Here is a 25,238-nt window from a genome sequence, read left to right as displayed (position 1 = left end):
CGACTTAATCGTGATAAAAATTATTTATGAAAATTTTGCTACTAATCGCTACGTTTTTTAGTATTAGCGTGATTGCTAAAGTACCTAGACAAAAAATTGCAATCTTAAATCAAAAACTTCATACGGAAGACAAGGTTGTGAAGGTTGATTACTTCACTAAAATCCCAAGTGTTGAGTTTGATTTTTTTGATCCATATCAACAGCACAAGAAGATAAAGGTAACTGCTTTCTCTCTTGAGAGTCTGTTTGTTTATTTTGCGCCTACAGCTACGTCCGTGAAACTTAAGGCCATTAATCTTTATAAAGTTCATATTAAAAGAAATGTTGAACGTTCTAAAACGACTTATATTATGTATAAGCAGGATGGGAAGTGGCTTGAAAATTCAGAGCTTGGCCCTATGAGAATTATTAGAAAAGACTTAGGGGTCATTTCAAAAGATAAGATTACTGAAGAAGGAGCTGACTGGATTTGGATGATAAATGAGATCGAATTCGTCTATGAGTAAGCTTTCTAATAAGCATTTATTCTATAGTTTCTTAATTATTCTCGTTTTGATGCTTTCTGCTGGATTTGGAGCAGGGCTTCGAATTTTTGATAAGGAAGAGCACAGACTTTTTAACTCAAGAGTTGTTGCTAGACTTTATTTTCATGTGGCCTACGCTATTCATGACACTCATAAAAAACTTATAAAATTTAAAGATTCACCAACAATTGATAATCTCGAAGATGCCTATTTAAGAATTGATGCTAGCTTTGGACAAATTAGTGCACTAAAGAGTGAAGCTTTTATTTTAGATGAGTATGAAACGAAATCATTTCAAGACTACCTGAAGGTTGCAAATGAAATCCTCACGTCTGCTCGTGGTATTATTGAGACAGTTCTTACGAGGGCCGAGAGTGTAGATGGCTATCAATTTACGGAAAATGACTTTAAGGAGATTGCTCGCTCAATTCTAATTCTAGAGCGACTCAGTGACTTGAACTTAGAGCTTGAAAGTGAGTTTTGGCAAATCTCTGCCTATGTCTATGGCGATATCACCAACTCTTTTGACTTTAAGCGTGCTGTTTACTTAGCTTCTCTTACCGGTTTAACTATCTGCCTTATTGGTTTCCTCGTCATCCTTGTTTTAAAAATTCGAAGTGATGAGAGGCTTGAAGAAAAGAATGTTGAGCTTGTTAATAATTATCGTCTGGCAAATCTAGGTGAGTTTGCGGCCAATGTCGCTCATGAAATTAATAATCCTCTTACTGTACTTCTGTGGAGTGTGAAAAGACTAGAGAAGAACACTGCTGATGAAGAAGAGAAGAAAAAGTTTAATATGATTAAGAATCAGGCCCAAAGGATTGATCAAATTATTAAAGGGATCAAGCTTTTATCTAAGAACTCTAATCATCTAAACAATAGTGCAATTAATGTAGATAAGCTCTTTGATCAGCTACAAGAGCTTGTTATTCATAAATGTAGTGCAAATAATATTGCTTTGAATATTGAAGGTGACTGTAAAGGTTGTCAGATTTGGGGAAAGGAAGTTCAGATTCTTCAGGTGCTCACAAATTTTGTTTCCAATTCTGTTGATGCAATTGAAGAGATGGAAAGAGGGCGAATTACGATTCGCTATAAATCTAATAGTGAAAACCAATTGATCATACATATTGTTGATACAGGTAAAGGGATTGATCTTAAGGATCAGAAGAAGCTCTTTGCATATATGTATACAACTAAGCCAGAAGCCGGTATGGGCATTGGTTTGGCCCTTAGTACTCAGATCGTTGAGTCGATGAATGGCCACATTAAATATCTTAATAAAGAGGAGAATACGACTTTTGAGATCATGCTTCCTCTTTATCGTAACTCAGCTAAACATAAGTAGTTGAAATTATTGGGTCGTTTCTCTACAACGAACTGTCTAAAATTCAAAGATCATATGTAAATCTTACAAGGCTCATTGAGGCTGATGCTGCGTCGTAGTATATTCAATGGGAGAGAAAATACCCTTGGAGGTAGAAATGTTTAACATTGGAGATTACGCAGTTTGCCCTGGCCACGGTGTGGGACAAATTGTGGACATCGAAGATCGCGAGGTAGGAGGACAAAGTCTTTCATTCTACATCATTAAAGTTGTAGCTAATGGAATGACTGTAATGGTTCCTACGAATTCCAAAGATGGAATTAGAGTACTCGTCGACGAAAAAGAGATCAGTGAAGTTTACGAGCTTCTTAATGATCATGATGTAACAGTTGATAATTCAACTTGGAACCGTCGTTACAGAGACTATATGGAAAAAGTGAAGACTGGTTCACTTATTGAGATTGCTGATGTCCTTAGATCACTTTTCTTATTAAAGAATAAGAAGAATCTTTCGTTCGGTGAAAAGAAAATGCTTGAGCAGTGTAGAGACCTAATTGTTCAAGAGATTTCAATCAAGAACGGGGCAGAGAAAACTGAAGTAAAAAATCAAATTGAGAGCTGTTTTAATTAATAGCTTTATAAGTTCAAGGTTCTTTTGAACTTATTCTCTTGTGTTGTGTGTGTGAAATAAGCGTTTGTGGGGTAACTTGCAAGCGCTTTATTTTTTTTCAAAGACTTTCAAAATATCTTTTTTCAACATTTTCGAGTAACTCTTTTGGTGTAACTTCCATAATGTACTCAGTATTTCCTTCGTAATTGATTCGCTCGTGAATTGGTTTAAAGCCCCAGCGCTTAAATGAGCGGGCCCTAATTTTATCAGCTTCTATGACAATGCGATCAAGGCCCTCTACTTTCTGTGCCGCAAATGTAACGGCCGCTATTAAGTCATTTGCATTGAAAATGGAATCATTCCCATCCACTGCAAAACGTCCAATTTCGGCTATTATTTCACCTCTTTGTCTTTCTACCTCATGGCCAGTAAAGATCTCAAGAGGAAGCTTCTGATTTACTTCTTTTGAAAGAGTAATTGAAATTGTTCCCGAAATATCGATCGAATCTTTTTCTCTAGATAGGTAGCGAATACCAGAATCATCATGACCTTTAAATGAATATTTTATCTGAGAGTTTCGAGCTGCTGCAAGAACGATTGTACGACTTTCTAATTGCTCCGTTATTTCTTTAAGCTTATCTAAGTCTTGGTCTTCGATATTTAGACGATTCTTGTATTCATTAAAAAGAAAGTCTCTCACGGTACTGACTAGTTCAGGACGTGATTCATAGTCTCTGATAGCATCAATCATATGAAAGGATGCCTTCACTTCATTATCATCCATATAGGTAAAGCTTTGAATCTTTTTGATCATTCTTTGAGGTGAGAAAAAGTTTTGATTGTAGTTTAAGCTATTTAAAAAGTTCGCAAACATCGTTTGGTAACTTATCTCTTCACTCTCATTTACAGAAATATTAAAGATAGAGTTGCTCGTTGAGCTCGAGTTATCAAAATGTACAAGAGTTCTTGTTCTTCCTTGAGAGTCTACATGAACTGGCTCGTGTAACTTATAAGGGTTATCTCCAAGTTGTGCATATGGGACGTAATCTAATTCTCCACGGTAGAATTTGATAAGAGTATTGATTCGTTGATATTCACCTAGAAGATAATCTGTTATTTCTTTTTCATCTTTCTTATGAGCTTCATAAATAATAGTGCTGATATCATTTTGATACTTATAAAGTTTTGAAATATTATTCTCATATTGCTTTTGATGATAGTCGCTCAGTTGTGAAAGGGGAGTTACCGCCTTTACTTTATCGGCCTTAATAAGATGCTGCTGATTAAGAGGAACTTTTAAATTCCCTCTTAAAGTAGTGAAAACTAAGTGGCCATCTTCTATCTTACGATCTAGTCCTGAACGATGGATATAAGAAAGGTTGATCCCCTTATACTTATCTTTCAGATAAGTCATGATTTGTGCAACCTTTGTGTCATACTTAGGATCCGCTCCAAAATTAACAAATTCAGAAATGGCCTCGAGACAAGAATTTGGCCTATTTACACTTGCAATTGAGCGGCGTGCAACTTCGTCTTTACTAAGAATAAAGCTAAGAACAACTAGAATGGAAAATACACAAGATATTAGAATCTTCACCAATAGCTTTTCGGAAATTCTACGGCAATTCTTTAGTTGTTTAGTCGGTTAATTAACGTCTCAAGCCTTTTTGTGTAGGCTTCAACCTCTTCTTTTGGATCAATTACATTATAAAGGCTTAATATCTGGATGATAGCACCTGTTAGAAATTCATGAATGGCCTGACCAGCAAGCTCAGGGTTTAGGTTTTTTGCGAGCTGCCCATCTTTTTGAGCGCTACGAACGAGGTCAATTATCCTCTGTCTACCGGTGTGAATGAGGTTGGCAGCAGTTTGTGAAACCTTCTTGTCGATAGAAGCGCGATAGTAAAGATAGAGAATCGTTTTTGCCTCATTGGGACGGTCAATGAGCCATTGGAAATTAGCAAGACAATGCTTTTTTAGTTTAGTTAAAGAAGTATCTTCTTCGCAAATTGTGCTTATGACTCTAGCGTGGTTCTTTGTAACGATAAAGTCGAGAACTCCAAGAAAGAGTTGAGACTTATTTTTAAAGTAGTGAAAAACTGCAGACTGGCTAACTCCAAGTGTATTTGCAATCTTTTGAAAAGATGCACCATCAATACCTTTGTGCGCCATCTGATCGATTGCTGTCTCAATGATCGCGATCTTTCTTTTTTCACCTTTAGGTGTTTCACCTACACTCATAATAAACCCTAATAACAATTCGAATTTTTACTATCATATAAACTTTCTATCGAGTTTACAAAAACTAACTTGGTTATATTAATGATAACTCAATTTCGCTGTTTTAAACTATGATAATAAGATAAAATAGGCATATGAGTGAAAATGTATTTAATTTAAAATCGAAGTTTAAGCCTTGTGGAGATCAGCCTGAGGCGATTAAAACAATTGTAGAGAAGCTTACAAGCGGCACTAAGGAACAAACACTTCTTGGTGTAACAGGTTCTGGAAAAACTTTTACCATGGCCAACGTTATCCAAAAGCTAGGAAAGAAAACTCTTATTCTCGCCCATAACAAGACTCTTGCTGCTCAACTCTATGCAGAGTTTCGTGAATTCTTTCCCGATAATGCTGTTGAATACTTTGTTTCATATTATGACTATTACCAACCAGAAGCCTATGTTCCTGGAAGTGACACTTATATTGAAAAAGACTCATCAGTAAATGATGAGATCGATAAACTTCGCCACTCGGCAACTCGTTCACTACTGGAAAGAGATGATGTGATAATCATCTCATCTGTTAGTTGTATTTACGGGATTGGTTCCCCTGATGAGTATGCGAATATGAGAGAGACTCTCTTTGTTGGAGATGAAAAAGATCGCGACGAATTTTTAAAGTCACTTGTTGCAATTCAATATGAAAGAAATGATATCGACTTTGTTCGTGGATGCTTTCGCGTTCGTGGTGATATCGTTGAAATCTTTCCGGCCCACGAGGATTCAAATGTTGTACGAGTTGAGTTCTTCGATGATGAGATTGAGAGTATTACAATTGTTGATCCTTTAAGAGGAACAAAGATACAAGCACTACAGAAGGTGACAATCTATCCAAAGTCTCACTATGTTGTTGGAGAGGAGAGAATGGAGCATGCTTTAGAGACTATTAAATTTGAGCTTCGTGAAAGACTACAGGAATTAGAAAAACAAAATAAACTGGTAGAAAAGCAAAGACTTGAACAAAGAACACTTCTTGATATCGAAATGCTTGAAGAGATGGGCTTTTGTTCTGGTATTGAAAACTACTCGCGCCATATGACAGGAAGTGAGCCTGGTGATCCTCCTCCGACTCTCATTGATTTTTTTAGAAAAGACTTTCTTATGATTATTGATGAGTCCCATATTACTGTTCCTCAGGTTGGAGGGATGTATAGAGGAGATAGAGCAAGGAAGTTAAATCTTGTGGATTATGGCTTTAGACTTCCATCAGCACTCGATAACCGTCCTCTAAACTTTGAAGAATTTAAGACAAAGTTAGACGATATTCTTTATGTCTCAGCGACTCCTGGAAATTATGAGTTAGAGAGAACTCACGGTGAGTTTGTTGAACAAATCATTAGACCAACTGGCCTTCTCGATCCAATTATCGAAGTTAGGGATGCTACCAATCAGGTTGATGACCTCCTTGTTGAAGTAAGAAAAATCATAGAAAAAGGTCAAAGAGTTTTAATCACAACACTAACGAAGAAGTTAGCTGAAGAGCTAACTAATTTCTATCATGGTAGTGGAATTAAAGTGAAGTATCTTCATAGTGATATCGATACAATTGAGCGAGTTGAAATCATTCGCGATCTTAGGCTTGGGGAATTTGATGTTCTTGTTGGTATTAACTTATTAAGGGAAGGACTTGATATACCTGAGGTTTCTCTTGTCGCAATTTTAGATGCAGACAAGGAGGGCTTCTTAAGATCTGAGAGATCACTCGTTCAGACAATTGGACGTGCCGCTCGAAATAGTGATGGTAAGGTTCTTATGTATGCGTATCAAACGACAAAATCGATGGAGCGAGCAATAGGTGAAACGAAAAGGCGTCGTGCTATTCAGATGGAGTATAATGAGGCCAATGGAATCACTCCTCAAACTATTTTGAAAGAGGTATCTGGTGGTGTTATCGAGACTCTTCGAGGAAATAAGAAGAAAGGTAAGAAGAGTGGACCTAAAGAAGTCTCGATGTCTCCTGAAGAAATTAAGAAGCGTATCGCTGAGCTTAAGCTAGAGATGAAAGAAGCTTCAAAGGATCTTCGATTTGAAGATGCAGCTAAAATAAGAGATGAAATTAAGTTCTTAAACGAATCATTTCTAGTCTTTGGCTAACTTCCGTTGTAATTGGCATACCCTTTAAGAAATTAAATAGTCCAAGAGCATGGCCATGACGAATAGAGAACTCATCTGCTTCAATTTGTTTTGTCATCTCTCCAATTTGTGACCTCATCGTAAAATGACGATAGTAGAGGTGACCTAATTCATGGAAGATAACTGCTTGGGCCATTTCGTTATCTGCTGAACGAATCAATTTTAGTAATTGAGGGTAAATAAGAACAAATGTTTTATCTCCATGTGAAGGAATAACACTTGAGTACATTCCTTGGCTTTCGAGAAAAACTAATTGTCCATATGAAGCCAAGCTCTCACATTCTTCTTCATCGAGTTGTCCAAGTATATCTTGAAAGAATCTAAAAATATGTGGATTTGAAACGATCCAGTGGTGTGCTGGATCAGAAAAGTCCACTAATGGTAGGTTTTGTTCTTCAGTATTCTTTGTAAATGTTTTCTTTATTGCGTTTATCATACAAGATTCATCGGTATGAATCTTAAATGACATCACTTTCAGCGTGTAAATGATGATTACTAGGTAAGCTTTGCCAGCTATAATCTATAAAATATTAAATAGTTACAATATAAATATGAATAATAAACGATTAAGCTTCTTTCTTTTCTCAATTTTTTTTAGCTTCTTTTTAACAAAAGAAGTATTTGCACAACAGAGAATGGAGAGGGCCGAGGCATTTATAGTTACGGCCATGCCTAGTTATTACAAAGTAATTTCCCCTGCAAAAATGAGAAATGGGAGAGTTGCAGTTATTGTTCAAAATAAAACCCTTACTCCGATTCGCGGCAAGTTTGTTGATGAGTTTGATAAGAATTTAAAATTTATTACAGTAAAGTCAGACATGGAAGTAAGTGTTGAATTTGATTTTAATACCAAGAAAAGATTTTTCTTCGTTCCACTAGATCCTGCTTTTCAAAAAATCGTCTTGAATATAGGTAAATCGGCATATGAGATTCCTTCGCAAAAATAATTCAAAGAAAACCATTATTGTAATCTCTGATGTTCATCTCGGAGCAGGCGAGTATGTTGATGGTGTAAGAAACTATCTTGAAGATTTTCACTACGATGAAGAACTTGTGGATTTTCTCGAATATTTTAGTAAAGAAGAATATTCAAATAAAGAAGTTGAATTAATTATTAATGGAGACTTCTTTGATCTTTTGGCCGTTCCTTATATCAAGGTATATGATGACGAATTTTGGTCTGAAGAGTCTTCATTAAAAAAATTAAAAATGATTCTTGAGGCCCATAAAGAAGTTATGCAGGCCCTTAATGATTTTTTGAAAACAAAGAATAAGAAAATTACTTTCATTATAGGTAATCACGATGCGGAGCTTGTTTTTAAATCACTACAGGAGCTTGTTTTATCTTACTTTGACGAAAATATACGATCAAAATTTGAAATACGTCACCTAAATGATGAGTATCGTCCTGCTGATCGAGTTGTTCTTAAGCATGGCCACGAGTATGAGATTGCTCATACCTTTGATGAAGAGCATTGTATTATCGAAGATGAGTCTGGTAAGCGCTATTTTAATCCTCCGTGGGGATCTTATTACGTCACAAGAGTAATCAATAAGTTTAAAGAGGAGCGAGATCACGTAAATGCTGTAAGACCTATCAATAAGTTCTTAATTAATGGACTTATTTACGATACATTTTTCACGCTGCGCTTTATGCTCGCAAACGTTATCTATTTCATCATGGTTCGTTCAATTTATCTTTTTAAGATAAGTGATAATTTTGGTGATTGGCTAAAACTATTCTTTAAGGAATTAGCACTCTTTCAAGATTACGAATCTCTGACTTTCGATTATCTACAGCAAGCAGAAGATACAGATGTGCTAATTGTTGGTCATACGCATGAGCCGATTTGTCGTACCTATTCTAATGGGAAGACATTTATAAATACTGGAACATGGACTCGTATGTATAATCTCGATTTTGGAAAGGGAACTGGAACGACTCAGTTAACTTTCGCTAAGATTGAAGTTATGGATAATAAAAATGATAATGAAACGAGTATTCAGGCGAATCTTCACACTTGGATGGGAAGAAATACACTTCCGTACGGAACATTTAATTAATAACTAATAATTAAAGAGATAGTATGCTTGTTACATGAGGCTTTATACGGCCGCTGTAATTGACATTGAGTCCACTAACTCCTGCTCCAGCATCAATCATATAAATAACACTACTTAGAGATGTTTTTTCTCCGGTAATCAGTCCGTAGCTAAATTCCATGATGTGAGAGACAAACTCAAGGATCTCACTGCTTAGGCCAAGGCCTGCTTGTGATATTTGATCGGGCATTCCTGAACCATCATATTTTTCATGATGAGTATCAATGAGTTTCTTACACTCTTCACTTAACTTAATACCGCTTTGATCAATAAACATACGACTAAATTTAACATGTTTGTAATATTGCTCTCTTTGATCGTGAGTGATTTCAGTTTGATTGCCATGAATGATATTAGGCGATATTTGAGTAAGGCCAATATTTGCTAGGAATGAAGCACATACTAGGTCTGCAAGATCTTGTGGGTTATCAATCATCATTTTCTTCGCAAAGAAATAACTGAGAGCGACGATTCTATTTGTCAGATTATCTTTATTCATATGCACACCTGCAAAGTGACGTGCAAGAGATACAGTGTGGCTTATATCAATTGAAAAAAGCATGATTTCTTTTTGGGCCCTAAGTATGATAGGTAGAAAGTCATCCTTATCGATTGCTTTTGAGACCATACTGCGAAGTGGGGGAAGTGCGATATGTTCGCTTATCCTTTGTTCCTCAATAATGTCTTCGTACTCTTTTAAAATTTCAATCTTCTGCTTTGTTTCTTCAATAACTCTTGGTTCAATCTTATCGAGTTCTCCAACTGTGGCCAAATAAGTCATTCTCTGGGAAAGCTTTACTGCGATCTTACCTTTATTACTATCTTCAATATAACGTAGTAGTTCATAACTATCATTTGTTAATGGAGTATTGGCCTTTAGTGACAAATTATATGTTTTATCTTTCAAGTTGTAGACATAGAGTGAAAAAGGAAAAGTTTTAATGTCTTTTAGTGAACTTAATTTGATAAAGAAATATGCCCTCATTTCTTACCTCCAAAGATTCCTTTAAAGAGACCACTAACAGATTCTGTAATGGATGAGCTCTTTTTTGATTCAATCTTCTTAGATGCTCGATCTTCTCCACTAAGGTAGCTTCCCTTGATTACTTGTAGACATTGTTCGACCCTTTTTGGATTTTCATTTGATCTTGCAATTTCACCCTTGGAAGTCAGAAATAGAATGAAGTTATGGTATTTTCCATTTTCTATGATTGGTATGTGATAGTAGAGCAGCTCACTTTGAAATGTTGTATCATTCCAACTAGGTTTTCTCTTTGCTTTTAAAACATTCTTTATAGCTTCGAAGCGATCATCAACATCTTCATTACCTAGAATACACTCATTTTGAATATTATAAATAAGGACTGTTCCAATGCAAAAACTATTTATATATTCATTTGTGAAGCTTTTTACTGCGTCACCATCAATAACAAAATTCATCGCCTCGATAAAAAAGTTCATATCTTTTGGATCTGGAATAAAGATTGCGCCTAGGGCATCTTCAATTTCTTGTTCATTTTTTAGCCTCTCTGCTTCAGCATCGGCCAGTGCCTTTGCTTGTTGTGCTTCAAGTGCTCTTTTTCTTTCTTCTTCCTGCTTTTTTCTTGCATCTTCTTGTTGTTGCTGAATCTTTAATTGTTCTGCTAGACGATTTGCTTCTTCTCTTTTTTTAGCAGCAAGCACATCCTGAGATTCTGAGAATCTTATTTCTAATTCTTCCTTCGAACCACCTTCGTATTCAGGTTGTTTATCAAGGTTTGAGTAATCAATAGTTTGCTCGCCAAGATCACCCTTCTTTTCGTATTCAATAGTTGGTCCAGGAGGTCTTGTTACTTCTTCGTTTTCGGCTTTGTTATCTAAATTTAGATCTAAGTTATGTACATTATCATACTTTTTATTTTTCTCTTTAGAGTGCGCATCGAGAGAAGCAAATAAATCTTCATTGTCTCTATTATTTGTCTGATTATCACGAGAACCATTATTCTTACTCATTGCCAGATCGGCACTGTCTTTCGATTTACCTTGGAGACCTTTCTCGTTATCAATAAGTTCATCATTAGATGAAGACTGTATTCCTTGTTGATCTTTTCCCTTAGAAGTGGTCTTATTTGACTGTAGCTCCTCTAATGTTTTCAATAAGTCATCATCAAAATCGTCATCACTATAATCAGTATCGCTTTGTGTAGGAGTAAGCTTTCTACTAAGATTTGGTCTGCTCGTTTTGCTATCATTTAAGTTTGATTTTTTTATATTATCAAGACTTGCAAAGAGGTCTTCGTCGGTATCTTTTTCATTTTCTACATTATCTAATGTTGCGGAGATGCTACCTTTAAGTGAACCATCTTTCTCATTCGATTTATTTGTCGTATTTTTAACTTTATCGAGACTTGCAAAGAGGTCTTCGTCAGTATCTTTTTCGTCTTCTATGTCATCAAGAGTAGGAGATAGCTTACCTTGAAGGCTTCCACCAAGGTCATCGGCTTTATTCGCTGATTTTTTGACAGTATCAAGACTCTTGAAGAGATCGTCTTCGAAATCATCGTCTTCAATGTCATCTAATGTTGGAGATAAACTCCCCTTAAGTTGTCCACTTTGTTGGTCTGTGTTTTGTGAACTCTTTTTTACACTATCAAGACTTTTAAAAAGGTCCTCATCAAAGTCGTCTTTATCTTCATCATAGTCATCTAAAGTAGGGGATACTTGACCTTTTAGACTTCCTCCTAGATCCTTATTTGATTTACTTGATTGCTGTTCAAGGCTTTTAAAGAGATCCTCTTCAAAATTTATCTCAGGAGTGTTGTCGGCCTTACTATTCTTTTCTAATGAGCCTTTAAGATGGCCACCTTCTTGATTATTTTGCTTTTGGTGTGCACTTAAGTCTTTTAATGACATTCCTTGTTCTTTAATTTCGTCATCATCACTATAATCTGCATATGTACTATCATCAAAGACATCCTTATTAGCTTTATGAGGAGCTGTCTTTGAAACATTTCCCTTTAAGTGCCCACCATTATTATTTCTTTCGGCCTCTTTCTTATCTTCATAATTTCTTTCTTCGAGTGCTGCTTTATCTTCACCACTTCGAAACTCCATTTCTGCTGTTTCTTCGGCCTTCTTTAAAGATCTTAATATAAGATTTACTTTATACTCTAACGTTTTTGCAGGAACAGGTTCTTGTATATACTCTGTTAATCCAATCTTTCTAAACTTTTCTAGAGTTTTAGGAGGCACAGCTTTCGAGTTAATCAGAAGTACTTTTACATTATTTTTATGAATGAATTTTCTTAGCGGTTGAATACATTGAGCTGTCTTTTTAGGACTACAGGCAATCGTTAAAGACTGGCCGATAGTTGGGATTAGTTGATTATATTCCTCGGGACTTTCAACTTCATATATTTCGATACCCTCTGCTTCTGCAGATGCCTCAATAGACTCTTTTAGCTTCTTTACTGCTTCAGTAAGAGGCTCAAGAAAAATGAGCGGTTTCCCTTCTTCCATATAGCTTATTATCGGTAAATCATTTATTTTATTTATGTACTTATCATTATAGAGTCCAAAAAAATTAATGATTTTCGAGACTTTCCTTAATTTTAGAAAATGTAAAAAAAAATCTAAAATAATTTAATATTTTCCTAAAGCTTTCATTTTCACCTCCGAGAAGATTCATGTTAGGTCAGAAGACTTAATTAAAAAGTTAATAAAATTCACAAGAGCAGTATGCTCATTGTTCCAATGGTCGGGACAACCCTGAGTACGGGGGGGAAATAGATCACGGAGGTATCACAATGGGTATGCGTATTAACACAAATGTAACGTCTTTAGCTGCACAAAGATCATTAGGTCTAAGCAACAACGCTCAATCAAAATCTTTAGAAAAACTTTCATCTGGTACAAGAATTGTACGTTCAGCTGACGATGCTGCAGGTCTTGCGATTTCTGAGAAATTAAAAGGGCAAATTAGATCAACTAATCAAGCAGAAAGAAACGCGAATGACGGTATTTCAATGATTCAAATCGCAGAAGGTGGTCTGAATGAAGTATCAAACATCTTAGTAAGACTAAGAGAACTATCTGTTCAATCAGCATCGGACACAGTAGGTGACACTGAGAGACAATTTACTGATCTTGAGTATCAAAACCTTAAGCAAGAGATCCAAAGAATTTCAGAAGTTACTGAGTTTAACGGAAAGAAACTTCTAACTGGTGCTGGTGATAAGTTTGATATCCAAATCGGTATTAATAATGATGATTTCCAAGATAGAATTCAATTCGATACGAATGTACTGAACTCTTCTCTGGAAAACCTAGGTGTAGCAGACCTTGAAGTTGGCTCGAAAGAGGGTGCTCAATCTGCTCTTGCAAACCTAGACTCTGCAATCGAAAGTATTGCAGGACAAAGAGCTGAGCTAGGTGCTAAGCAAAATAGATTAAATTCTACAATTAACAACCTACAGATCAGTTCAGAAAACTTAAGTGCTGCTAACTCTCGTATCAGAGACACTGACTATGCAGCTGAGACAGCGAAGAAAGCTAAGAATGATATTCTTGTTAACGCTGGTTCTTCAGTACTTGCTCAGTCTAACTCTCAAGGTGCTGCAGCTCTAAAACTAATTGGTTAATTAAAACCACTATAATTACTGCAAAAGGATTGCCCCGCGAATGCGGGGCTTTTTTATGTCCAGGATGGACGGTATGTCGGCGAGAGGCAGGAGCCGAAGCCGACGAGTTTGCGTGCATCCGCAGAAGCACAAACCACAGTTTAACTAATGCGTAAACTCAGATTGCATTTCAGTATTGATTAAAAGCTCAACACCAAGGCCATCTAGAGCATCGAGAACTTCATCAAATTGGTCTTTTACGATAGTAATAGTCTCATTATTAAAATTTTCATTTAAATGATTTTGTAATAGGGCAAGATAATTTGCCGCTTCAATACTTCCAAGAGAAATTGAATCATTGATGAGATGATTAAATTTCATATTAATGATTGATTGAAAGTTATCCCAGTCTTCTGGATTCACTTTTAAGTATTCAAGTTGATGACTAAGGTGCTTCATTCGACCTTGTAAATTTCTTGCTTGAAATTTCTTTAGTTCTAATTCATTCATCTAGACCCTCCTAGTGTTCTAGTAGGTCTATCTTAATTGATTTATTAATTGAGATGTTACAGCTTTGTTAGATGTGTGAAAACTTTGGATTAGTCGATGGCCTCAACCTGAATACCGTTCTCTTTTAGCTTCTTGGTAAATTCGCCATCACCTTCAATTAGGTTTCCTGAAAAATTCCCATCGTAAACAAGTCCAGCACCACACATTGGTGATTTTGATTTTAGCAGTGCCTTTGTGCATGAGTTTTCTAGTGCAATTTCTAGAGATCTTTGGGCCCCAAGCTCGTAGTTGATGCTGACATCATTTCCATCGATTGTGATGAGCTTTCCATCGACATTCTCTGCGGGTGGCCTTGGAGTGGGAAGGCCTCCTAGTTCTTCAGGACAGACAGCAATGGCCTTGCCTTGAGCAACGAGGTCACTTATAAGTTGTTGTTTTTTATGCTCTCCGTCATATCGACATTTTTTGCCGGCCAAGCACGCGCTTACGATCATCATATTTAACAAGAATACGTTAAAATCGTCGATTTTGCCACTGTGTGTCGAGGATTCTTGAATAATTTACAATATCATATTTGGGTATCCTATTTATGGTAAAAAATCGGACTAAATGAAGTTTTTGGAGACGAACTTTGCTTAAGGCAATAACACTTTCAATCATCTCACTACTTGTTCTGTGTTCATGTGGAACTCCAGGTGGAGAAGATGGTGCTAAAAAGAATGTTACGAGACAGACCTCGAAATTAGAGACCTCAACAAAGGTTAAATTCGACTGTTTCGAAGAGGGTCAGTGTACTGACTCATTTGTGCTATTTATTAATAGTTCAAGTGAGTTTCCTAAGTATTGTACTGGCTATATGGCCGATGAGCAGCACATGGTTGTTCCTTCTCATTGTGTGACCGATGCAAGCTGTAGTTCAATTGCAGCAAAAACAACAAACGGCCGCGTCTATCAATGTGGTGAAATTCTAGAAGATCAATCTCAATTCAACGAACAAAATACTTACAACGGAAACTTTACAACTATTAGACTCAAGGAGGCCATTCCTGGAGACTATGCCGCTGTTTCTGAAAATAAGATGAGTGATTTTAGCTATTATCAACTTTGGTTCGTTAAAAAGAAGCTTGATAATACAGGTTATGAACTTAACCGTATGAGATACAACTGCCGTAAAACAAATAATAATGTTTTATTCCCAAATAATAACAAAGAATCTTCTGCCGTTGCGATGAAAAATTGTAATATTCGTGATGATTCAATGGGGGCCGGTGTCGTTGATACGAGAACTGGTGATGTTCTTGGCCTTGTGCACGGATCAGTTAATGAGGATAAAACATTTAGGCGCTTCATGCATGGTAGAAAGGGATCAACCCTTACGATCGCAACACCAATTAAGTGTGTTATTAAGAAATTTAATATCGCAAATTACAACTCTGAGGACACTCAATATTGTGATGAACCAGTCTTTCGCCCAGGAACGGCACAGCACTCTCAAAAATTATCTCAACTTTTTAGATTCAATAATCGCAATATTAGCTATGTCTTTACGAGGTTAGCTGGAATAGGAGAGGACTTTCTTAAGTATCGTGAGTACTTTGCTTTAAGTTATGAAAGTGTTCCTTATCAATACCCAAGGGTGAGAATTTGTGAATTTCAACCTTTCTTAAATCGTAGTTACGAAATCTACGGACGTGATTTTATCACAACATGTATTGATTCTAATTTAGATATTGTGTTTAAAGAAAGTCACTTTGAAAAATCATTCTCGATTTACGATGACTTTGGAGATATTGCACTAAAAGTTTTATACAAATAAAAAAAAGGCCTTCATAACGAAGGCCTTTTCTTTATCTAAAATAGGGCATCAAACCACATTTTACCTTCGCGTGTATTACAATCAGATTCCCATAGGTGTTTAACTTCAAGGTAGGCCTTGATTCCTTCTTCACCCATTTCTCGTCCAACACCAGATTGTTTAAATCCACCAAATGGCATTCCTGGATTTAATAAGTGATACTCATTTATCCAAACTGTACCGGCTTCAATTTCTTTGGCAATTTTAAGCGCACGTTCTTCATTCTTTGACCATACAGCTCCTGCAAGTCCATAGATTGAGTTATTTGCTAGCTTGATCGCTTCTTCTTCCGTGCTGAATTTAGTAATACCTACAACTGGCCCAAAGATCTCTTCATGCCAAATTGTATTGTCTGGTGTGATTTCAAAAGCTGTCGGCTGAATATAGTAACCTTTGGCAAAGTCACCTTCAGTAATACGCTCACCGCCATAGATCAGCTTTGCACCTTCTTCTTTTGTCTTATTAATATAACCCATGATTGTGTTAAATTGTTTCTCTGAAACCACAGGTCCAAATCCTGTTGTCTTCTCTGGAGTTGCACCAATTGCTACTTTTGCAATTCTTTCTTTGAACTTTGTCATGAACTCATCATAGATTCCATCTTGAACAAGTAGGCGAGTTCCCGAGTCACAAGCTTGACCTGAGTGATATAGGAATGCGTAAAGAGCGCCATCAACAGCGATATCAAGATCAGCATCGTCTAAAACGATATTTGCCGATTTTCCACCAAGCTCCATTGTCGTATTCTTAATTTCACTTGCACTTTGCTTTAAGATTTCACGCCCAACGGCCGTTGATCCTGTAAATGCTACTTTTGCGATATCCTTGTGATTAACAAGATATTGTCCTTCTTTTGCTCCACCCGTAACGATATTGACAACACCTTTAGGCACGCCTGCTTCAATTAGAACTTCTGCTAGCATCATTGCTGTCACTGGAGTTTCAACTGCTGATTTTAGAACTGTCGTACATCCTGTCGCTAAGATTGGACCAATTTTCCAACCGGCCATAACAAGAGGGAAGTTCCATGGAATAATTTGTGCACAAACACCAACAGGCTCATAGCGACGAGTATTTTTAGAAAAGCCCGCTCTTGTTGCTTTTTCATCTAATTGTTCAAACTTAAAATTTGTCGCAACCTTACTCATTACCTTAAAGAAACTTGCTGTGTTGTGAAGATCAGCGGCAGCTTTTCTAAAAGTTGAACCACTGTCTTTGATTTCTTGTTCAATGAACTCACGCTTTCTTTCTTTTAGAAGCTCTGAAACTTTAAGTAGGATTTCTCCTCTTTGGGCCGCAGTCATTTCACGCCATTCTTTATTATAGAAGGCGCTCTTTGCTGCTTGTACTGCATCTTCAAGATCCTGTGTCGAAGGAATGTGAACCTTCGCTACAAATTCACCATTTGATGGGTCGATTGAATCAACCATTTCACCTGATGACGAAGGGCGGATTTCTCCATTGATATATAACTTTACTTCATTCATATTTACTCCTATTTACAATTTTCCACGCTTAGAGAGACACCTAGACCAACACCAACACACATTGAAGCTAGACCTTGCTTAAGATTTGCATTGTCTTTCATGATATGAGTAAGTGTTGTCACAATTCTAGCACCAGAACATCCAAGAGGGTGTCCTAGAGAGATTGCTCCACCACGTAAATTTATTTTTGATTCATCAAGGCCAAGCTCGCGAATACAAGCAAGTGATTGAGAAGCGAAGGCCTCATTTAGTTCTACAACATCAAAGTCAGAAATTTTCTTTCCAAATTTTTCCATTAATCTTTGAGTTGAAGCTACAGGGCCAAGGCCCATGATATTTGGGTGGATTCCGCGAACACCTGCTCCTGTTAATTTCACTAGAGGAGTTAAGTTGTGGCGTTTTAAGAACTCTTCACTAACAAGTGCCACACATGCTGCACCATCATTCATCATTGAAGAGTTTCCGGCCGTTACTGAACCATCCTTTTTAAATACTGCTCTAAGTCCTGCTAGGGCCTCTAGAGTTGTTGATGGACGAGGACCTTCATCTTTTGAAACAGTAATTGTTTCTTTTCTCATCGCTATTTCAACAGGAAGAACTTCATCGTTAAATTCTCCATTCTCCCATGCTTTACAAGCTTTTTGGTGGGATGCAAGTGCGAATTTATCTTGGTCTTCACGAGAAATTCCAATTTTCGCCACAACTTCTTCAGCTGTCTCTCCCATGCCAAGTAAAGGAAACATCTCCTTCATCTTCTTATTTGGAAATCGCCAACCAAATGTTGTATCAAACATTTGAGAATCACGCCCAAATGGAGTTGATCCTTTAGAGATAACAAGAGGTGCTCTTGTCATACTCTCAGCACCACCAATAAGAAGGCAATCGGCCATTCCTAAATTAATGCGCGACCAACCATCAATAATTGCATCGAGTGATGATGCACAAAGACGGTTAAGTGTTACACCTGGAACTTCGTAAGGAAGGCCTCCTAAGAGAGCAGACATACGAGCAAGGTTTCTGTTGTCTTCACCGGCCTGATTTGCACAGCCAACGATAACATCGTCTATTTCCTTCATGTCAAAATCAAAGCTTTGAGAGAAGTCACGAAAAAGTGTCGCTAGCATATCATCAACTCTTAGATGAGAAAGGCTTCCACCAAGTTTTCCAATAGGTGTTCTTTTTGCGTAGACAAGATACGCATCTCTATATTTAAGTGTCATAAATTCATCCTAAGTAGGCGAGACGGACGATAACGTGCATCTCCTGTGATTTCACGTAATTCTTCTAGCAGAATTAAGATTTTTTCAATTCCAATTTTATCGGCCCATTCAAATGGACCTAGTGGATAGTTCACACCAAACTTCATTGCCTTATCAATATCCGAATTTGAAGCCAAGGCTTCTTCTTTAGCAAAGTATGCTTCATTAATAATTTGTGAAATAACTCTAGGGTATGTGAACCCAATTCCAATGTGATTGACGATTTCAAGATCAAAACCGAGTTTTTTGAAGACATCAAACGCAGCTTCTTCAATAGAATCATCTTTCATATAGAATTCAAAACAGCTTTTTGGAGAGTAGAAGGCCGCTGCTACAGCGCCAAGTACATTTTCGTATTGACCAATTAAATACTCACCCCAGTTGACCGTTAGATCTGAAACGATTGGGCCATCAAAGACAATATCTAAGTGTTCGTATAGGTCCATCTTTGAGTTGCGATCAAAACAAGTAAGATCAACAATTAAATCTGTCTCATCAAAATCAACACCATCTAGTGTGTTGATGCTATACGGATCAACAACAATTGAAGGATATTCACTTCCAAGAACATTTTTGTACAGAGGGTGGTTATCACTTACTAAAATAGTTTTATTCATAACGATAGAACCCCTCTTTAACTTTGCGTCCAATACGACCACTATCAACCATTTCACGTTGAATCTTGTGTGGCCTAAAACGTGGTTCATAATAGTATGAAGCCCACACAGATTGAGTGACATCATAGTTGACATCAATTCCGATAAGATCCATTAACTCAAATGGGCCCATTCTAAATCCACCTACATTTTTCATGACACGATCAATTTCTGCGACCTGCTCTTGATTGTAGTTTTCTAGGCGGTGAAAGCTTTCGCCGTAAAAATTTCTGGCAACACGATTAACGATAAAACCAGGAGAATCCTTGCATAAAGCAGGCTTTTTTCCATAGCGCTCAAACCAGTCATAAAGGGCATGGGCCTGATCTTTACTACTCCATGGTGTTTCAATAATTTCAACTAACTTCATTAAAGTTGCAGGATTAAAGAAATGCAGACCTAAGAATTTTTCTTTACGAGGTTTTGATAAGTCTTTTGCCATTTTAGTAATTGGAATAGATGAAGTATTAGATGCAAAGATCGTTTTTTCACTCATGATCTCATCAAGACGAGCAAAAACTTTTTTCTTAATATCTAAGTTTTCAACGATGGCCTCAATCACAAGGTCGTGATCGATTTGGTGCTCATTCATCTCAACGATATTTAAATTCTTTTTAAAAGCCGTGATTTCAGCGGAGTCAAATTTACCTTTGCTTTCAAGTTTGTCCCACGAAGAGGTGATAAGATCACCACTTGCTTGGGCCATTTCAAGGTGCTGGTCTACTAATTCAACCTTCACACCGTGTTGGCAAAACCATTGGGCGATTCCTCGCCCCATAGTTCCTGCACCAATAACTAGTACACTATTTATATTCATTCAATTATTGCCTTTGTGGTTGTGCATCTTCGTCGTAGATAGGAAGAACTAGGCCCGCTTGTTCACAAAGCTCTTCTACTTCTTTTACGAAAACATCGCGAACAACAGCATTTGTTCTCTTCTTAAGTCCTAACTTAACATATAGGTCATTTGAGCGACCTTTTGTTGAACCAAATACGTTCATAACTCTTGGCCACCAGATATTTAGTCTTTCTTGTAGGAATTCTTTGTTGTCACCTTCGGCAAGGATTTTGATCCATTTGTCACCGTGAGCAAGGTGCATGATTTCTTCTTTATAGATTCCTTCGATTCCTTTTTTCCAAGGAAGGTAGCTTGAATCAAGAGTGTCTTCTAGTTGGTGGCCAGCAGCTCTATCCATTAGGAAGTTAAATAGAATAAAGTCTTCCCAGAAATTGATACCGTAGTAGAAGATATTTACACGGTAGTCATCTTTTAATCTTTGGAATCCAATTTGTGCTTCGTCTTCTGGCATTTTGAATCCAAGTTCTGACTTTTCGATATGTGAGTCAACATCTTCACCAAGACCTTTTAGAAGTCTGTAACAAACTGAAGCATGTCTCATTTCATCTTTAACGATTTGAGCAACAACAACTTTTTCTTGCATCGTTGGTGCCTTTTCAATCCATGGTGCATATCCAAGCGCCCCAGAATATTCTGAATCGTGTTGCATCCATAGAAGGTTTCTTAGGGCCTTCTTGTATAGTGGAGGAAGCTCATCTCCCTTATCAAATTTCTTACCATTTTGAATGTCTTCAAATAATTGTAGTTCTTCTTGAGTGTATTCTCTTGCTGCCATATGGCCTCCTTCTTATTTTCCTAAAAATTTTGCTTGTCTCTTTTCAAAGAACGCCGTTAGGCCTTCTTTATAATCTTCACTATTTCCCAAGAATCTTTGGTAAGCTGTTTCGCGCTCCATCGATTCTTTTGAAGTGCTATCAATTGCAACATTGATATTCTCTTTTATCGCTTTTACTGAAAGAGGTGCCATGGCATTAATTTGCCCGGCCCATGCTTTTGCATCTGTTAATGCTTCTTCACTTACTTTATTAATAAGTCCTGCACTCTCTAATTGCTCACTTGTTAAAGGAGCATTAAAAAGGAAGTATTCCATTGCTTTTTTAGGGCCAAGTGCTTGAGTGAACATATGAGTTGATCCAGCATCTGGGCAAAGACCTAGTTTTGAAAAACCTGAAACAAACTTTATTCCTGGTTTTGCTACGATTAAGTCGCATGCAAGTGCTACGGAAACACCGGCTCCTGCAACGACACCTTCAACTGCTGCGATAACTAGTTTCTTAGATGACTTAATTGCATTAACCAGTGGGTTCCACTCAGTTTCAAGTGTTACTCCAAGATCAACTGGTTTTTCTCCAGCTTGCACTGTGCGATCATTTAAGTCTTGTCCAGTACAAAATCCTTTGCCTTTTGAAGCAAGAATAATACAGCCAACTTCACTGTCGCGGTTTAGATCTCTGATGGCCTTGATGATTTCAAGTTTTGCTTCACGAGAAAGTGCGCCGTAAACTTCTTCACGGTTAATTGTGATCATACCTGTGAAGGCTTCTTTTTCGATAATAATATTCTTAAATTCAGACATTCTAATTTCCTTTGTACTCTGGTGAGCGCTTTTCTAAGAAGGCACGCATACCTTCTTTCTGGTCACTACTTGCAAAAGTTAAATAGAAATTGCGTCTTTCAAAATCAACACCATCACTAAGTGACATTTCAAAGGCCTTGTTTACAGATTCTTTGATTAACTTAATTGCAACTGGTGCCTTATTTGCGATTTCTTTTGCCGTTTCAAAAGTTTCTTGAAGTAGAGTCGTGCTAGGGACAACCTTTGCAACTAGGCCCCAGTCAAGTGCTTGGTTTGCACCAAACATTTCACCTGTCATACAAAGCATCATTGCCTTCGACTTTCCTAGAGCTCGTGTTAGGCGTTGTGTTCCACCTGCACCAGGAGTTGTCCCAATGCTAATTTCTGGTTGGCCAAATTTTGCGCTATCTCCAGCAATAATGAAATCACAGTGCATTGCTAACTCACATCCACCACCTAGAGCGTAACCATTTACGGCCGCAATGATTGGCTTTGTTATTTGAGCAAGCTGTTGCCATGAGCGGAAGCGGTTGTCATTGATTTGATCAATTGGAGTCGCTTCAACCATTTGTGCAATATCTGCACCAGCAGCAAATGCGCGTTCATCACCAGTAAGGATGATGACACGAACTTGTGGGTTATCATCAAGTTCGAAAAGCTTATCAACTAACTCTCGCATTAGGTCTGTTGAAAGAGCATTTAAAACCTTTGGGCGATTAAGCTTAACTAGGGCGATATGCTCGTGGTCGTTATATGGAAATTCACAAAGTATATTACTCATTAAAGCTTTCCTTATTAAAGAGTGATTACTTCTTCTTTAGCGAAGTGAATTGAAACAATCTCTTTAGCGAAATTAAATAGATCTTTTCCACACGCCATATTTTCTTCAGAACTCATTCCTACTTTAAAGTCATCTTTATTTTCAAAAACCATTTCTGCGATTACATGTAGATCACTTGCTCCACGAGGAGTCCCTGTGATGCGATTTAAGCGAAGCTCTTTCATACTTGGAACTTTCTTTACAAGTGGAGTATGAACTTGCGCATAGTGCTTTTCCCATGCATCGATATCGTTTGGAATTTTATAAATGGCGATTAACTTGTACATAAGTATCCTTTCTTTGAAGTTGTGTCGTGTTGTTTAAATTTTAGTTAATTAAACCAATATTGTAGGGATATGAGGGGCCCTTTGAATAGGCTAGTTGAGTCATTTTTTGACGTATTATCAGTAGTTTAGATAAAGGAAATCAATATATTAGTTTAATCTAATGGAAAATATCAGTTTCCAATGACGCTATGTGAAATACTTTCAATAATAAACATTGCCTTTAGCTTTTCGTCTATATTGCCGCATCTTAAAAATTTAATCCCGGAGTGGAAAATGAAAATATTAACAAAAGTATTTCTAGTATTAATGGCGCTGCAAGTGTCATTTGCTCTAGAAGTTTCACCAAGAGATGTGCGTGCGCACGTAATTGAATCTTTTCGCCCTTTTCATGAGGCCCATATCGTAATCAATACAGAGCGAGAAGATATTATCATTTCTAAAGAAGTTATTTGTTCAAACTTCTTATTCGAGTGCTCTGATAAGTCAGAGTATGAAGTCCTTCAAGGATTTGTAGATGTGATTAACTCAATTCGCGATCGTGCTTATAAAGCTTGGTCAGATATGACAATTGATAAAAGATGCTTTGCCTCGAAGTCTTATGAGAAACAAAGCATCTTCAATTGTATTAAGTAATTAAATTCTAATCCAGGTATCCTCTTGCGATTTGGTCCCTTTCAATAGCATCAAAGAGGGCCTGGAAATTTCCTTCACCAAAACCGTTGTGATTTTTTCTTTGAATAAATTCAAAAAATAGTGGACCAACATAAGTGTCAGTAAAGTTTTGGATTAGGTAGCCTTCTTCATCACCATCAACAAGCAGTTGACGATCTTCGAGCTCTACTAGATCTTCTGTAACATTAATTCCACGCCCAGCAATACCTTCGTAGTATGAATGAGGGATATCAAGAAATTTAATATCTCTTTCTCTTAAGTCTTTAACAGTTGTAAGAATATCACCGCAAGTTAAAGCAATGTGCTGAACTCCTGCACCGTTGTGACGATCAAGAAACTCTTGAATTTGATCCTTTCCACCAGCTTCTTTTGGCTCATTAATAGGAATAATGACTTCACCTTTTGGAAGTTGAACAACTTCTGAGTTAAGTCCAGTTTTTGAACCTTTAATATCGAAGTAGCGAGTTACTTTGAAACCATAAACACGGTCATAGAACTCAACCCATTTCTTCATTTCACCTTTTGGAACGTTATTCGTTAAGTGGTCAATGCGAGCAACACGTGAACCTAGAGGGCGCGCTTTTGGATCTTCTTCAAGTTTCGTAAACCCTGGACGAAAGAATGTGCGAGGTCTTTCGATGAACTCATTGGCAACATCACCAAAGCCTTTAATGCGAGCACTTTTGTAGATACCATGCTCATTTTCAGTGATAACAACTTCTTGAAGTGACTCAGCACCACGCTCAATTGCTGTCTTATAAGCATGCTCACAATCTTCAACTAAGAATGAGATTGTTGAAACACCTTCACCGTGAGCCTTGAAGTAATCTTGCGCATGGCCACCTTTTTGTGCCGTTAAAAGAAATCTAACTTGTCCCTGAGTGAATAGCTCTTTGCTTTCACTTTGCTTTTCATATGTTTTAGAAAAACCAAATGTGTAGAATAAATCTTTTGTGGCCGTATCAAGTGAATCACATGTGAATTCGAGATGATCAATGGCCAGGACCCCAAGAGGGTTTTCTGGAGAAATTTTTGAGTTCATAAAAACTTCCTTCTTTATATTAGCTGTTTGATTTGTGTATGAAAGATACTAACGATTTTTCCCAAATGGAGCAAGATGCATTATGATATGTGCATGAAGCATCGTTTATGGTTTTTCTTTTTTGCACTAAGTCTAGTGACTCATGCTGTTATATTCTTTTCAAATATAAGAAAAGGTGAGCAGCAGATGAGGCGCGAGCGCATTGGTATTGATGTCCAGATTAAGGCCCATGCTATAAAACAAGAAAAGCAAAATAAAAAAGAAGTTGAAAAGATTGAACAAAAGCCGCGAAAAAGTGTTCAGGCTAAAGAGGAGTCCTCTAAGTCTGAGCAACAACAGGTTGTGACAAATAATACATTTGAGAACCAAATAGTTCATTTCGAGGCCCCTATTTATCCGCGATCTGCCAGAAGAGCTGCGATTGGTGGCTCCGTGACTATCTCCCTTATTGTTGGTGTTGACGGGAAAGTTGTGGATGTCAAAATTTTAAAACCTGCTGATTACACAGCTTTCAATGAAGCAGTACTAAGTGTTGCAAAACAATGGCAATTCAAGCCTCAGAAGATTCAAAATACATATACTAAAAAAATCGTGTTTACTATTGAGTAATGACGCTTTGGTTCGTCAAAAAACATAATAAA

The 25,238-nt window shown here is 37.1% G+C and carries 26 protein-coding genes; 10 read left to right on the top strand and 16 right to left on the bottom strand.

Features of this window, described 5'->3' with window-relative positions:
* Positions 1-26: 26 nt before the first annotated feature.
* From ACMAYS_RS03655 to ACMAYS_RS03645, 3 genes are all read left to right on the top strand, one after another.
* Positions 27-506, top strand: a complete 480-nt coding sequence (locus tag ACMAYS_RS03655; protein ID WP_146037770.1) for a hypothetical protein — start codon at positions 27-29, stop codon at positions 504-506.
* Positions 481-1,872 carry a sensor histidine kinase gene (locus tag ACMAYS_RS03650; RefSeq protein ID WP_412462761.1) on the top strand — a complete coding sequence of 464 codons (1,392 nt, stop codon included), beginning with the start codon at positions 481-483 and terminating at the stop codon, positions 1,870-1,872. Before ACMAYS_RS03655 ends, ACMAYS_RS03650 begins: the two co-directional genes overlap by 26 nt.
* Before the next feature lie 136 nt (positions 1,873-2,008).
* Positions 2,009-2,482: a CarD family transcriptional regulator gene (locus tag ACMAYS_RS03645; RefSeq protein WP_233189682.1), complete on the top strand. Its 474-nt coding sequence runs from the start codon at positions 2,009-2,011 to the stop codon at positions 2,480-2,482.
* Between the two features lie 97 nt (positions 2,483-2,579).
* Here the strand turns inward: ACMAYS_RS03645 and ACMAYS_RS03640 are convergent, their stop codons facing one another.
* Complete coding sequence (locus tag ACMAYS_RS03640) at positions 2,580-4,058, bottom strand: N-acyl amino acid synthase FeeM domain-containing protein (RefSeq protein ID WP_412462760.1); 1,479 nt, start codon at positions 4,056-4,058, stop codon at positions 2,580-2,582.
* Between the two features lie 32 nt (positions 4,059-4,090).
* Positions 4,091-4,702 carry a TetR/AcrR family transcriptional regulator gene (locus tag ACMAYS_RS03635; protein WP_412462759.1) on the bottom strand — a complete coding sequence of 204 codons (612 nt, stop codon included), beginning with the start codon at positions 4,700-4,702 and terminating at the stop codon, positions 4,091-4,093.
* 134 nt (positions 4,703-4,836) lie between these two features.
* On the opposite strand from ACMAYS_RS03635, the gene uvrB reads away from it, so the two are divergent.
* Entirely contained in the window at positions 4,837-6,834 is a 1,998-nt protein-coding gene (uvrB, locus tag ACMAYS_RS03630) for an excinuclease ABC subunit UvrB (RefSeq protein WP_412462758.1), read from the top strand.
* Here the strand turns inward: uvrB and ACMAYS_RS03625 are convergent.
* Positions 6,797-7,309 (bottom strand): M48 family metalloprotease, encoded by a 513-nt coding sequence (locus ACMAYS_RS03625; RefSeq protein ID WP_103216878.1) that lies wholly within the window; start codon positions 7,307-7,309, stop codon positions 6,797-6,799. The two genes, uvrB and ACMAYS_RS03625, sit on opposite strands and share 38 nt — an antisense overlap.
* Positions 7,310-7,424: 115 nt before the next feature.
* Between ACMAYS_RS03625 and ACMAYS_RS03620 the strand changes: the two genes are divergently transcribed.
* Together ACMAYS_RS03620 and ACMAYS_RS03615 are read left to right on the top strand one after the other, a co-directional pair.
* On the top strand, positions 7,425-7,820 hold the full coding sequence (locus tag ACMAYS_RS03620) for a hypothetical protein (protein ID WP_103216879.1): 396 nt from the start codon (positions 7,425-7,427) through the stop codon (positions 7,818-7,820).
* On the top strand, positions 7,798-8,937 hold the full coding sequence (locus tag ACMAYS_RS03615; RefSeq protein ID WP_412462757.1) for a metallophosphoesterase: 1,140 nt from the start codon (positions 7,798-7,800) through the stop codon (positions 8,935-8,937). The genes ACMAYS_RS03620 and ACMAYS_RS03615 overlap by 23 nt, the downstream gene beginning before the upstream one ends.
* Positions 8,938-8,947: 10 nt before the next feature.
* Here ACMAYS_RS03615 and ACMAYS_RS03610 read toward each other — a convergent pair whose 3' ends face one another.
* Positions 8,948-9,961 (bottom strand): HD domain-containing phosphohydrolase, encoded by a 1,014-nt coding sequence (locus ACMAYS_RS03610; protein WP_412462756.1) that lies wholly within the window; start codon positions 9,959-9,961, stop codon positions 8,948-8,950.
* Positions 9,958-12,474, bottom strand: coding sequence for a cell envelope integrity protein TolA (locus ACMAYS_RS03605; RefSeq protein WP_412462755.1), 2,517 nt, complete (start codon positions 12,472-12,474; stop codon positions 9,958-9,960). The genes ACMAYS_RS03610 and ACMAYS_RS03605 overlap by 4 nt, the downstream gene beginning before the upstream one ends.
* A 287-nt stretch (positions 12,475-12,761) precedes the next feature.
* Between ACMAYS_RS03605 and ACMAYS_RS03600 the strand changes: the two genes are divergently transcribed.
* Complete coding sequence (locus ACMAYS_RS03600; protein ID WP_103216883.1) at positions 12,762-13,595, top strand: flagellin; 834 nt, start codon at positions 12,762-12,764, stop codon at positions 13,593-13,595.
* Between the two features lie 144 nt (positions 13,596-13,739).
* Here ACMAYS_RS03600 and ACMAYS_RS03595 read toward each other — a convergent pair whose 3' ends face one another.
* Positions 13,740-14,084, bottom strand: coding sequence for a hypothetical protein (locus ACMAYS_RS03595; RefSeq protein ID WP_103216884.1), 345 nt, complete (start codon positions 14,082-14,084; stop codon positions 13,740-13,742).
* An 89-nt stretch (positions 14,085-14,173) separates the two neighbouring features.
* On the bottom strand, positions 14,174-14,581 hold the full coding sequence (locus ACMAYS_RS03590) for a DUF523 domain-containing protein (protein WP_103216885.1): 408 nt from the start codon (positions 14,579-14,581) through the stop codon (positions 14,174-14,176).
* A gap of 134 nt (positions 14,582-14,715) precedes the next feature.
* Between ACMAYS_RS03590 and ACMAYS_RS03585 the strand changes: the two genes are divergently transcribed.
* On the top strand, positions 14,716-15,900 hold the full coding sequence (locus ACMAYS_RS03585) for a hypothetical protein (RefSeq protein ID WP_392991507.1): 1,185 nt from the start codon (positions 14,716-14,718) through the stop codon (positions 15,898-15,900).
* Between the two features lie 35 nt (positions 15,901-15,935).
* Here ACMAYS_RS03585 and ACMAYS_RS03580 read toward each other — a convergent pair whose 3' ends face one another.
* From ACMAYS_RS03580 to ACMAYS_RS03545, 8 genes are read right to left on the bottom strand one after another with little or no spacing between them, the layout of a single operon-like run.
* Complete coding sequence (locus tag ACMAYS_RS03580) at positions 15,936-17,426, bottom strand: aldehyde dehydrogenase family protein (RefSeq protein ID WP_412462754.1); 1,491 nt, start codon at positions 17,424-17,426, stop codon at positions 15,936-15,938.
* An 8-nt stretch (positions 17,427-17,434) separates the two neighbouring features.
* Positions 17,435-18,646, bottom strand: a complete 1,212-nt coding sequence (locus ACMAYS_RS03575; RefSeq protein ID WP_412462753.1) for a thiolase family protein — start codon at positions 18,644-18,646, stop codon at positions 17,435-17,437.
* Positions 18,643-19,302, bottom strand: coding sequence for a 3-hydroxyacyl-CoA dehydrogenase family protein (locus tag ACMAYS_RS03570; protein WP_158246785.1), 660 nt, complete (start codon positions 19,300-19,302; stop codon positions 18,643-18,645). Before ACMAYS_RS03570 ends, ACMAYS_RS03575 begins: the two co-directional genes overlap by 4 nt.
* The gene (locus tag ACMAYS_RS03565; RefSeq protein WP_103216890.1) at positions 19,295-20,158 is read right to left on the bottom strand and encodes a 3-hydroxyacyl-CoA dehydrogenase NAD-binding domain-containing protein; all 864 of its coding nucleotides are present in this window, start codon (positions 20,156-20,158) and stop codon (positions 19,295-19,297) included. Before ACMAYS_RS03565 ends, ACMAYS_RS03570 begins: the two co-directional genes overlap by 8 nt.
* Before the next feature lie 4 nt (positions 20,159-20,162).
* Positions 20,163-20,975 (bottom strand): Phenylacetic acid catabolic protein, encoded by an 813-nt coding sequence (locus ACMAYS_RS03560; protein WP_103216891.1) that lies wholly within the window; start codon positions 20,973-20,975, stop codon positions 20,163-20,165.
* A 12-nt stretch (positions 20,976-20,987) separates the two neighbouring features.
* On the bottom strand, positions 20,988-21,776 hold the full coding sequence (locus tag ACMAYS_RS03555; RefSeq protein WP_103216892.1) for an enoyl-CoA hydratase/isomerase family protein: 789 nt from the start codon (positions 21,774-21,776) through the stop codon (positions 20,988-20,990).
* A gap of 1 nt (position 21,777) precedes the next feature.
* A complete protein-coding gene (locus ACMAYS_RS03550; protein WP_103216893.1) occupies positions 21,778-22,557 on the bottom strand; it encodes an enoyl-CoA hydratase-related protein in 780 nt (259 codons plus the stop codon).
* Positions 22,558-22,571: 14 nt separating this feature from the next.
* Positions 22,572-22,883: an EthD family reductase gene (locus tag ACMAYS_RS03545; RefSeq protein ID WP_103216894.1), complete on the bottom strand. Its 312-nt coding sequence runs from the start codon at positions 22,881-22,883 to the stop codon at positions 22,572-22,574.
* A 273-nt stretch (positions 22,884-23,156) separates the two neighbouring features.
* Here ACMAYS_RS03545 and ACMAYS_RS03540 point away from each other — a divergent pair, with 273 nt between their 5' ends.
* The gene (locus ACMAYS_RS03540) at positions 23,157-23,516 is read left to right on the top strand and encodes a hypothetical protein (protein WP_412462752.1); all 360 of its coding nucleotides are present in this window, start codon (positions 23,157-23,159) and stop codon (positions 23,514-23,516) included.
* Between the two features lie 7 nt (positions 23,517-23,523).
* Here ACMAYS_RS03540 and hppD read toward each other — a convergent pair whose 3' ends face one another.
* Positions 23,524-24,597: a 4-hydroxyphenylpyruvate dioxygenase gene (hppD, locus tag ACMAYS_RS03535; protein WP_103216896.1), complete on the bottom strand. Its 1,074-nt coding sequence runs from the start codon at positions 24,595-24,597 to the stop codon at positions 23,524-23,526.
* A gap of 93 nt (positions 24,598-24,690) precedes the next feature.
* On the opposite strand from hppD, the gene ACMAYS_RS03530 reads away from it, so the two are divergent.
* The gene (locus tag ACMAYS_RS03530; protein WP_158246786.1) at positions 24,691-25,206 is read left to right on the top strand and encodes a TonB family protein; all 516 of its coding nucleotides are present in this window, start codon (positions 24,691-24,693) and stop codon (positions 25,204-25,206) included.
* The last annotated feature ends 32 nt before the right edge of the window (positions 25,207-25,238 follow it).

Origin of the sequence: Halobacteriovorax sp. RT-2-6 (assembly GCF_047085025.1) — a bacterium.
Taxonomy (GTDB): Bacteria; Bdellovibrionota; Bacteriovoracia; order Bacteriovoracales; family Bacteriovoracaceae; genus Halobacteriovorax_A.
This window is presented reverse-complemented; position numbering and strand designations above follow the sequence as displayed.

Bases quoted from the DNA above. Each gene is read 5' to 3' on its own strand.
- ACMAYS_RS03655 (WP_146037770.1), top strand. From the start codon at position 27: ATGAAAATTTTGCTACTAATCGCTACGTTTTTTAGTATTAGCGTGATT.
- ACMAYS_RS03650 (WP_412462761.1), top strand. From the start codon at position 481: ATGAGATCGAATTCGTCTATGAGTAAGCTTTCTAATAAGCATTTATTC.
- ACMAYS_RS03645 (WP_233189682.1), top strand. From the start codon at position 2,009: ATGTTTAACATTGGAGATTACGCAGTTTGCCCTGGCCACGGTGTGGGA.
- ACMAYS_RS03635 (WP_412462759.1), bottom strand. From the start codon at position 4,702: ATGAGTGTAGGTGAAACACCTAAAGGTGAAAAAAGAAAGATCGCGATC.
- uvrB (WP_412462758.1), top strand. From the start codon at position 4,837: ATGAGTGAAAATGTATTTAATTTAAAATCGAAGTTTAAGCCTTGTGGA.
- ACMAYS_RS03625 (WP_103216878.1), bottom strand. From the start codon at position 7,309: ATGATAAACGCAATAAAGAAAACATTTACAAAGAATACTGAAGAACAA.
- ACMAYS_RS03620 (WP_103216879.1), top strand. From the start codon at position 7,425: ATGAATAATAAACGATTAAGCTTCTTTCTTTTCTCAATTTTTTTTAGC.
- ACMAYS_RS03615 (WP_412462757.1), top strand. From the start codon at position 7,798: ATGAGATTCCTTCGCAAAAATAATTCAAAGAAAACCATTATTGTAATC.
- ACMAYS_RS03610 (WP_412462756.1), bottom strand. From the start codon at position 9,961: ATGAGGGCATATTTCTTTATCAAATTAAGTTCACTAAAAGACATTAAA.
- ACMAYS_RS03605 (WP_412462755.1), bottom strand. From the start codon at position 12,474: ATGGAAGAAGGGAAACCGCTCATTTTTCTTGAGCCTCTTACTGAAGCA.
- ACMAYS_RS03600 (WP_103216883.1), top strand. From the start codon at position 12,762: ATGGGTATGCGTATTAACACAAATGTAACGTCTTTAGCTGCACAAAGA.
- ACMAYS_RS03595 (WP_103216884.1), bottom strand. From the start codon at position 14,084: ATGAATGAATTAGAACTAAAGAAATTTCAAGCAAGAAATTTACAAGGT.
- ACMAYS_RS03590 (WP_103216885.1), bottom strand. From the start codon at position 14,581: ATGATGATCGTAAGCGCGTGCTTGGCCGGCAAAAAATGTCGATATGAC.
- ACMAYS_RS03580 (WP_412462754.1), bottom strand. From the start codon at position 17,426: ATGAATGAAGTAAAGTTATATATCAATGGAGAAATCCGCCCTTCGTCA.
- ACMAYS_RS03575 (WP_412462753.1), bottom strand. From the start codon at position 18,646: ATGACACTTAAATATAGAGATGCGTATCTTGTCTACGCAAAAAGAACA.
- ACMAYS_RS03570 (WP_158246785.1), bottom strand. From the start codon at position 19,302: ATGAATAAAACTATTTTAGTAAGTGATAACCACCCTCTGTACAAAAAT.
- ACMAYS_RS03565 (WP_103216890.1), bottom strand. From the start codon at position 20,158: ATGAATATAAATAGTGTACTAGTTATTGGTGCAGGAACTATGGGGCGA.
- ACMAYS_RS03560 (WP_103216891.1), bottom strand. From the start codon at position 20,975: ATGGCAGCAAGAGAATACACTCAAGAAGAACTACAATTATTTGAAGAC.
- ACMAYS_RS03555 (WP_103216892.1), bottom strand. From the start codon at position 21,776: ATGTCTGAATTTAAGAATATTATTATCGAAAAAGAAGCCTTCACAGGT.
- ACMAYS_RS03550 (WP_103216893.1), bottom strand. From the start codon at position 22,557: ATGAGTAATATACTTTGTGAATTTCCATATAACGACCACGAGCATATC.
- ACMAYS_RS03545 (WP_103216894.1), bottom strand. From the start codon at position 22,883: ATGTACAAGTTAATCGCCATTTATAAAATTCCAAACGATATCGATGCA.
- ACMAYS_RS03540 (WP_412462752.1), top strand. From the start codon at position 23,157: ATGAAAATATTAACAAAAGTATTTCTAGTATTAATGGCGCTGCAAGTG.
- hppD (WP_103216896.1), bottom strand. From the start codon at position 24,597: ATGAACTCAAAAATTTCTCCAGAAAACCCTCTTGGGGTCCTGGCCATT.
- ACMAYS_RS03530 (WP_158246786.1), top strand. From the start codon at position 24,691: ATGAAGCATCGTTTATGGTTTTTCTTTTTTGCACTAAGTCTAGTGACT.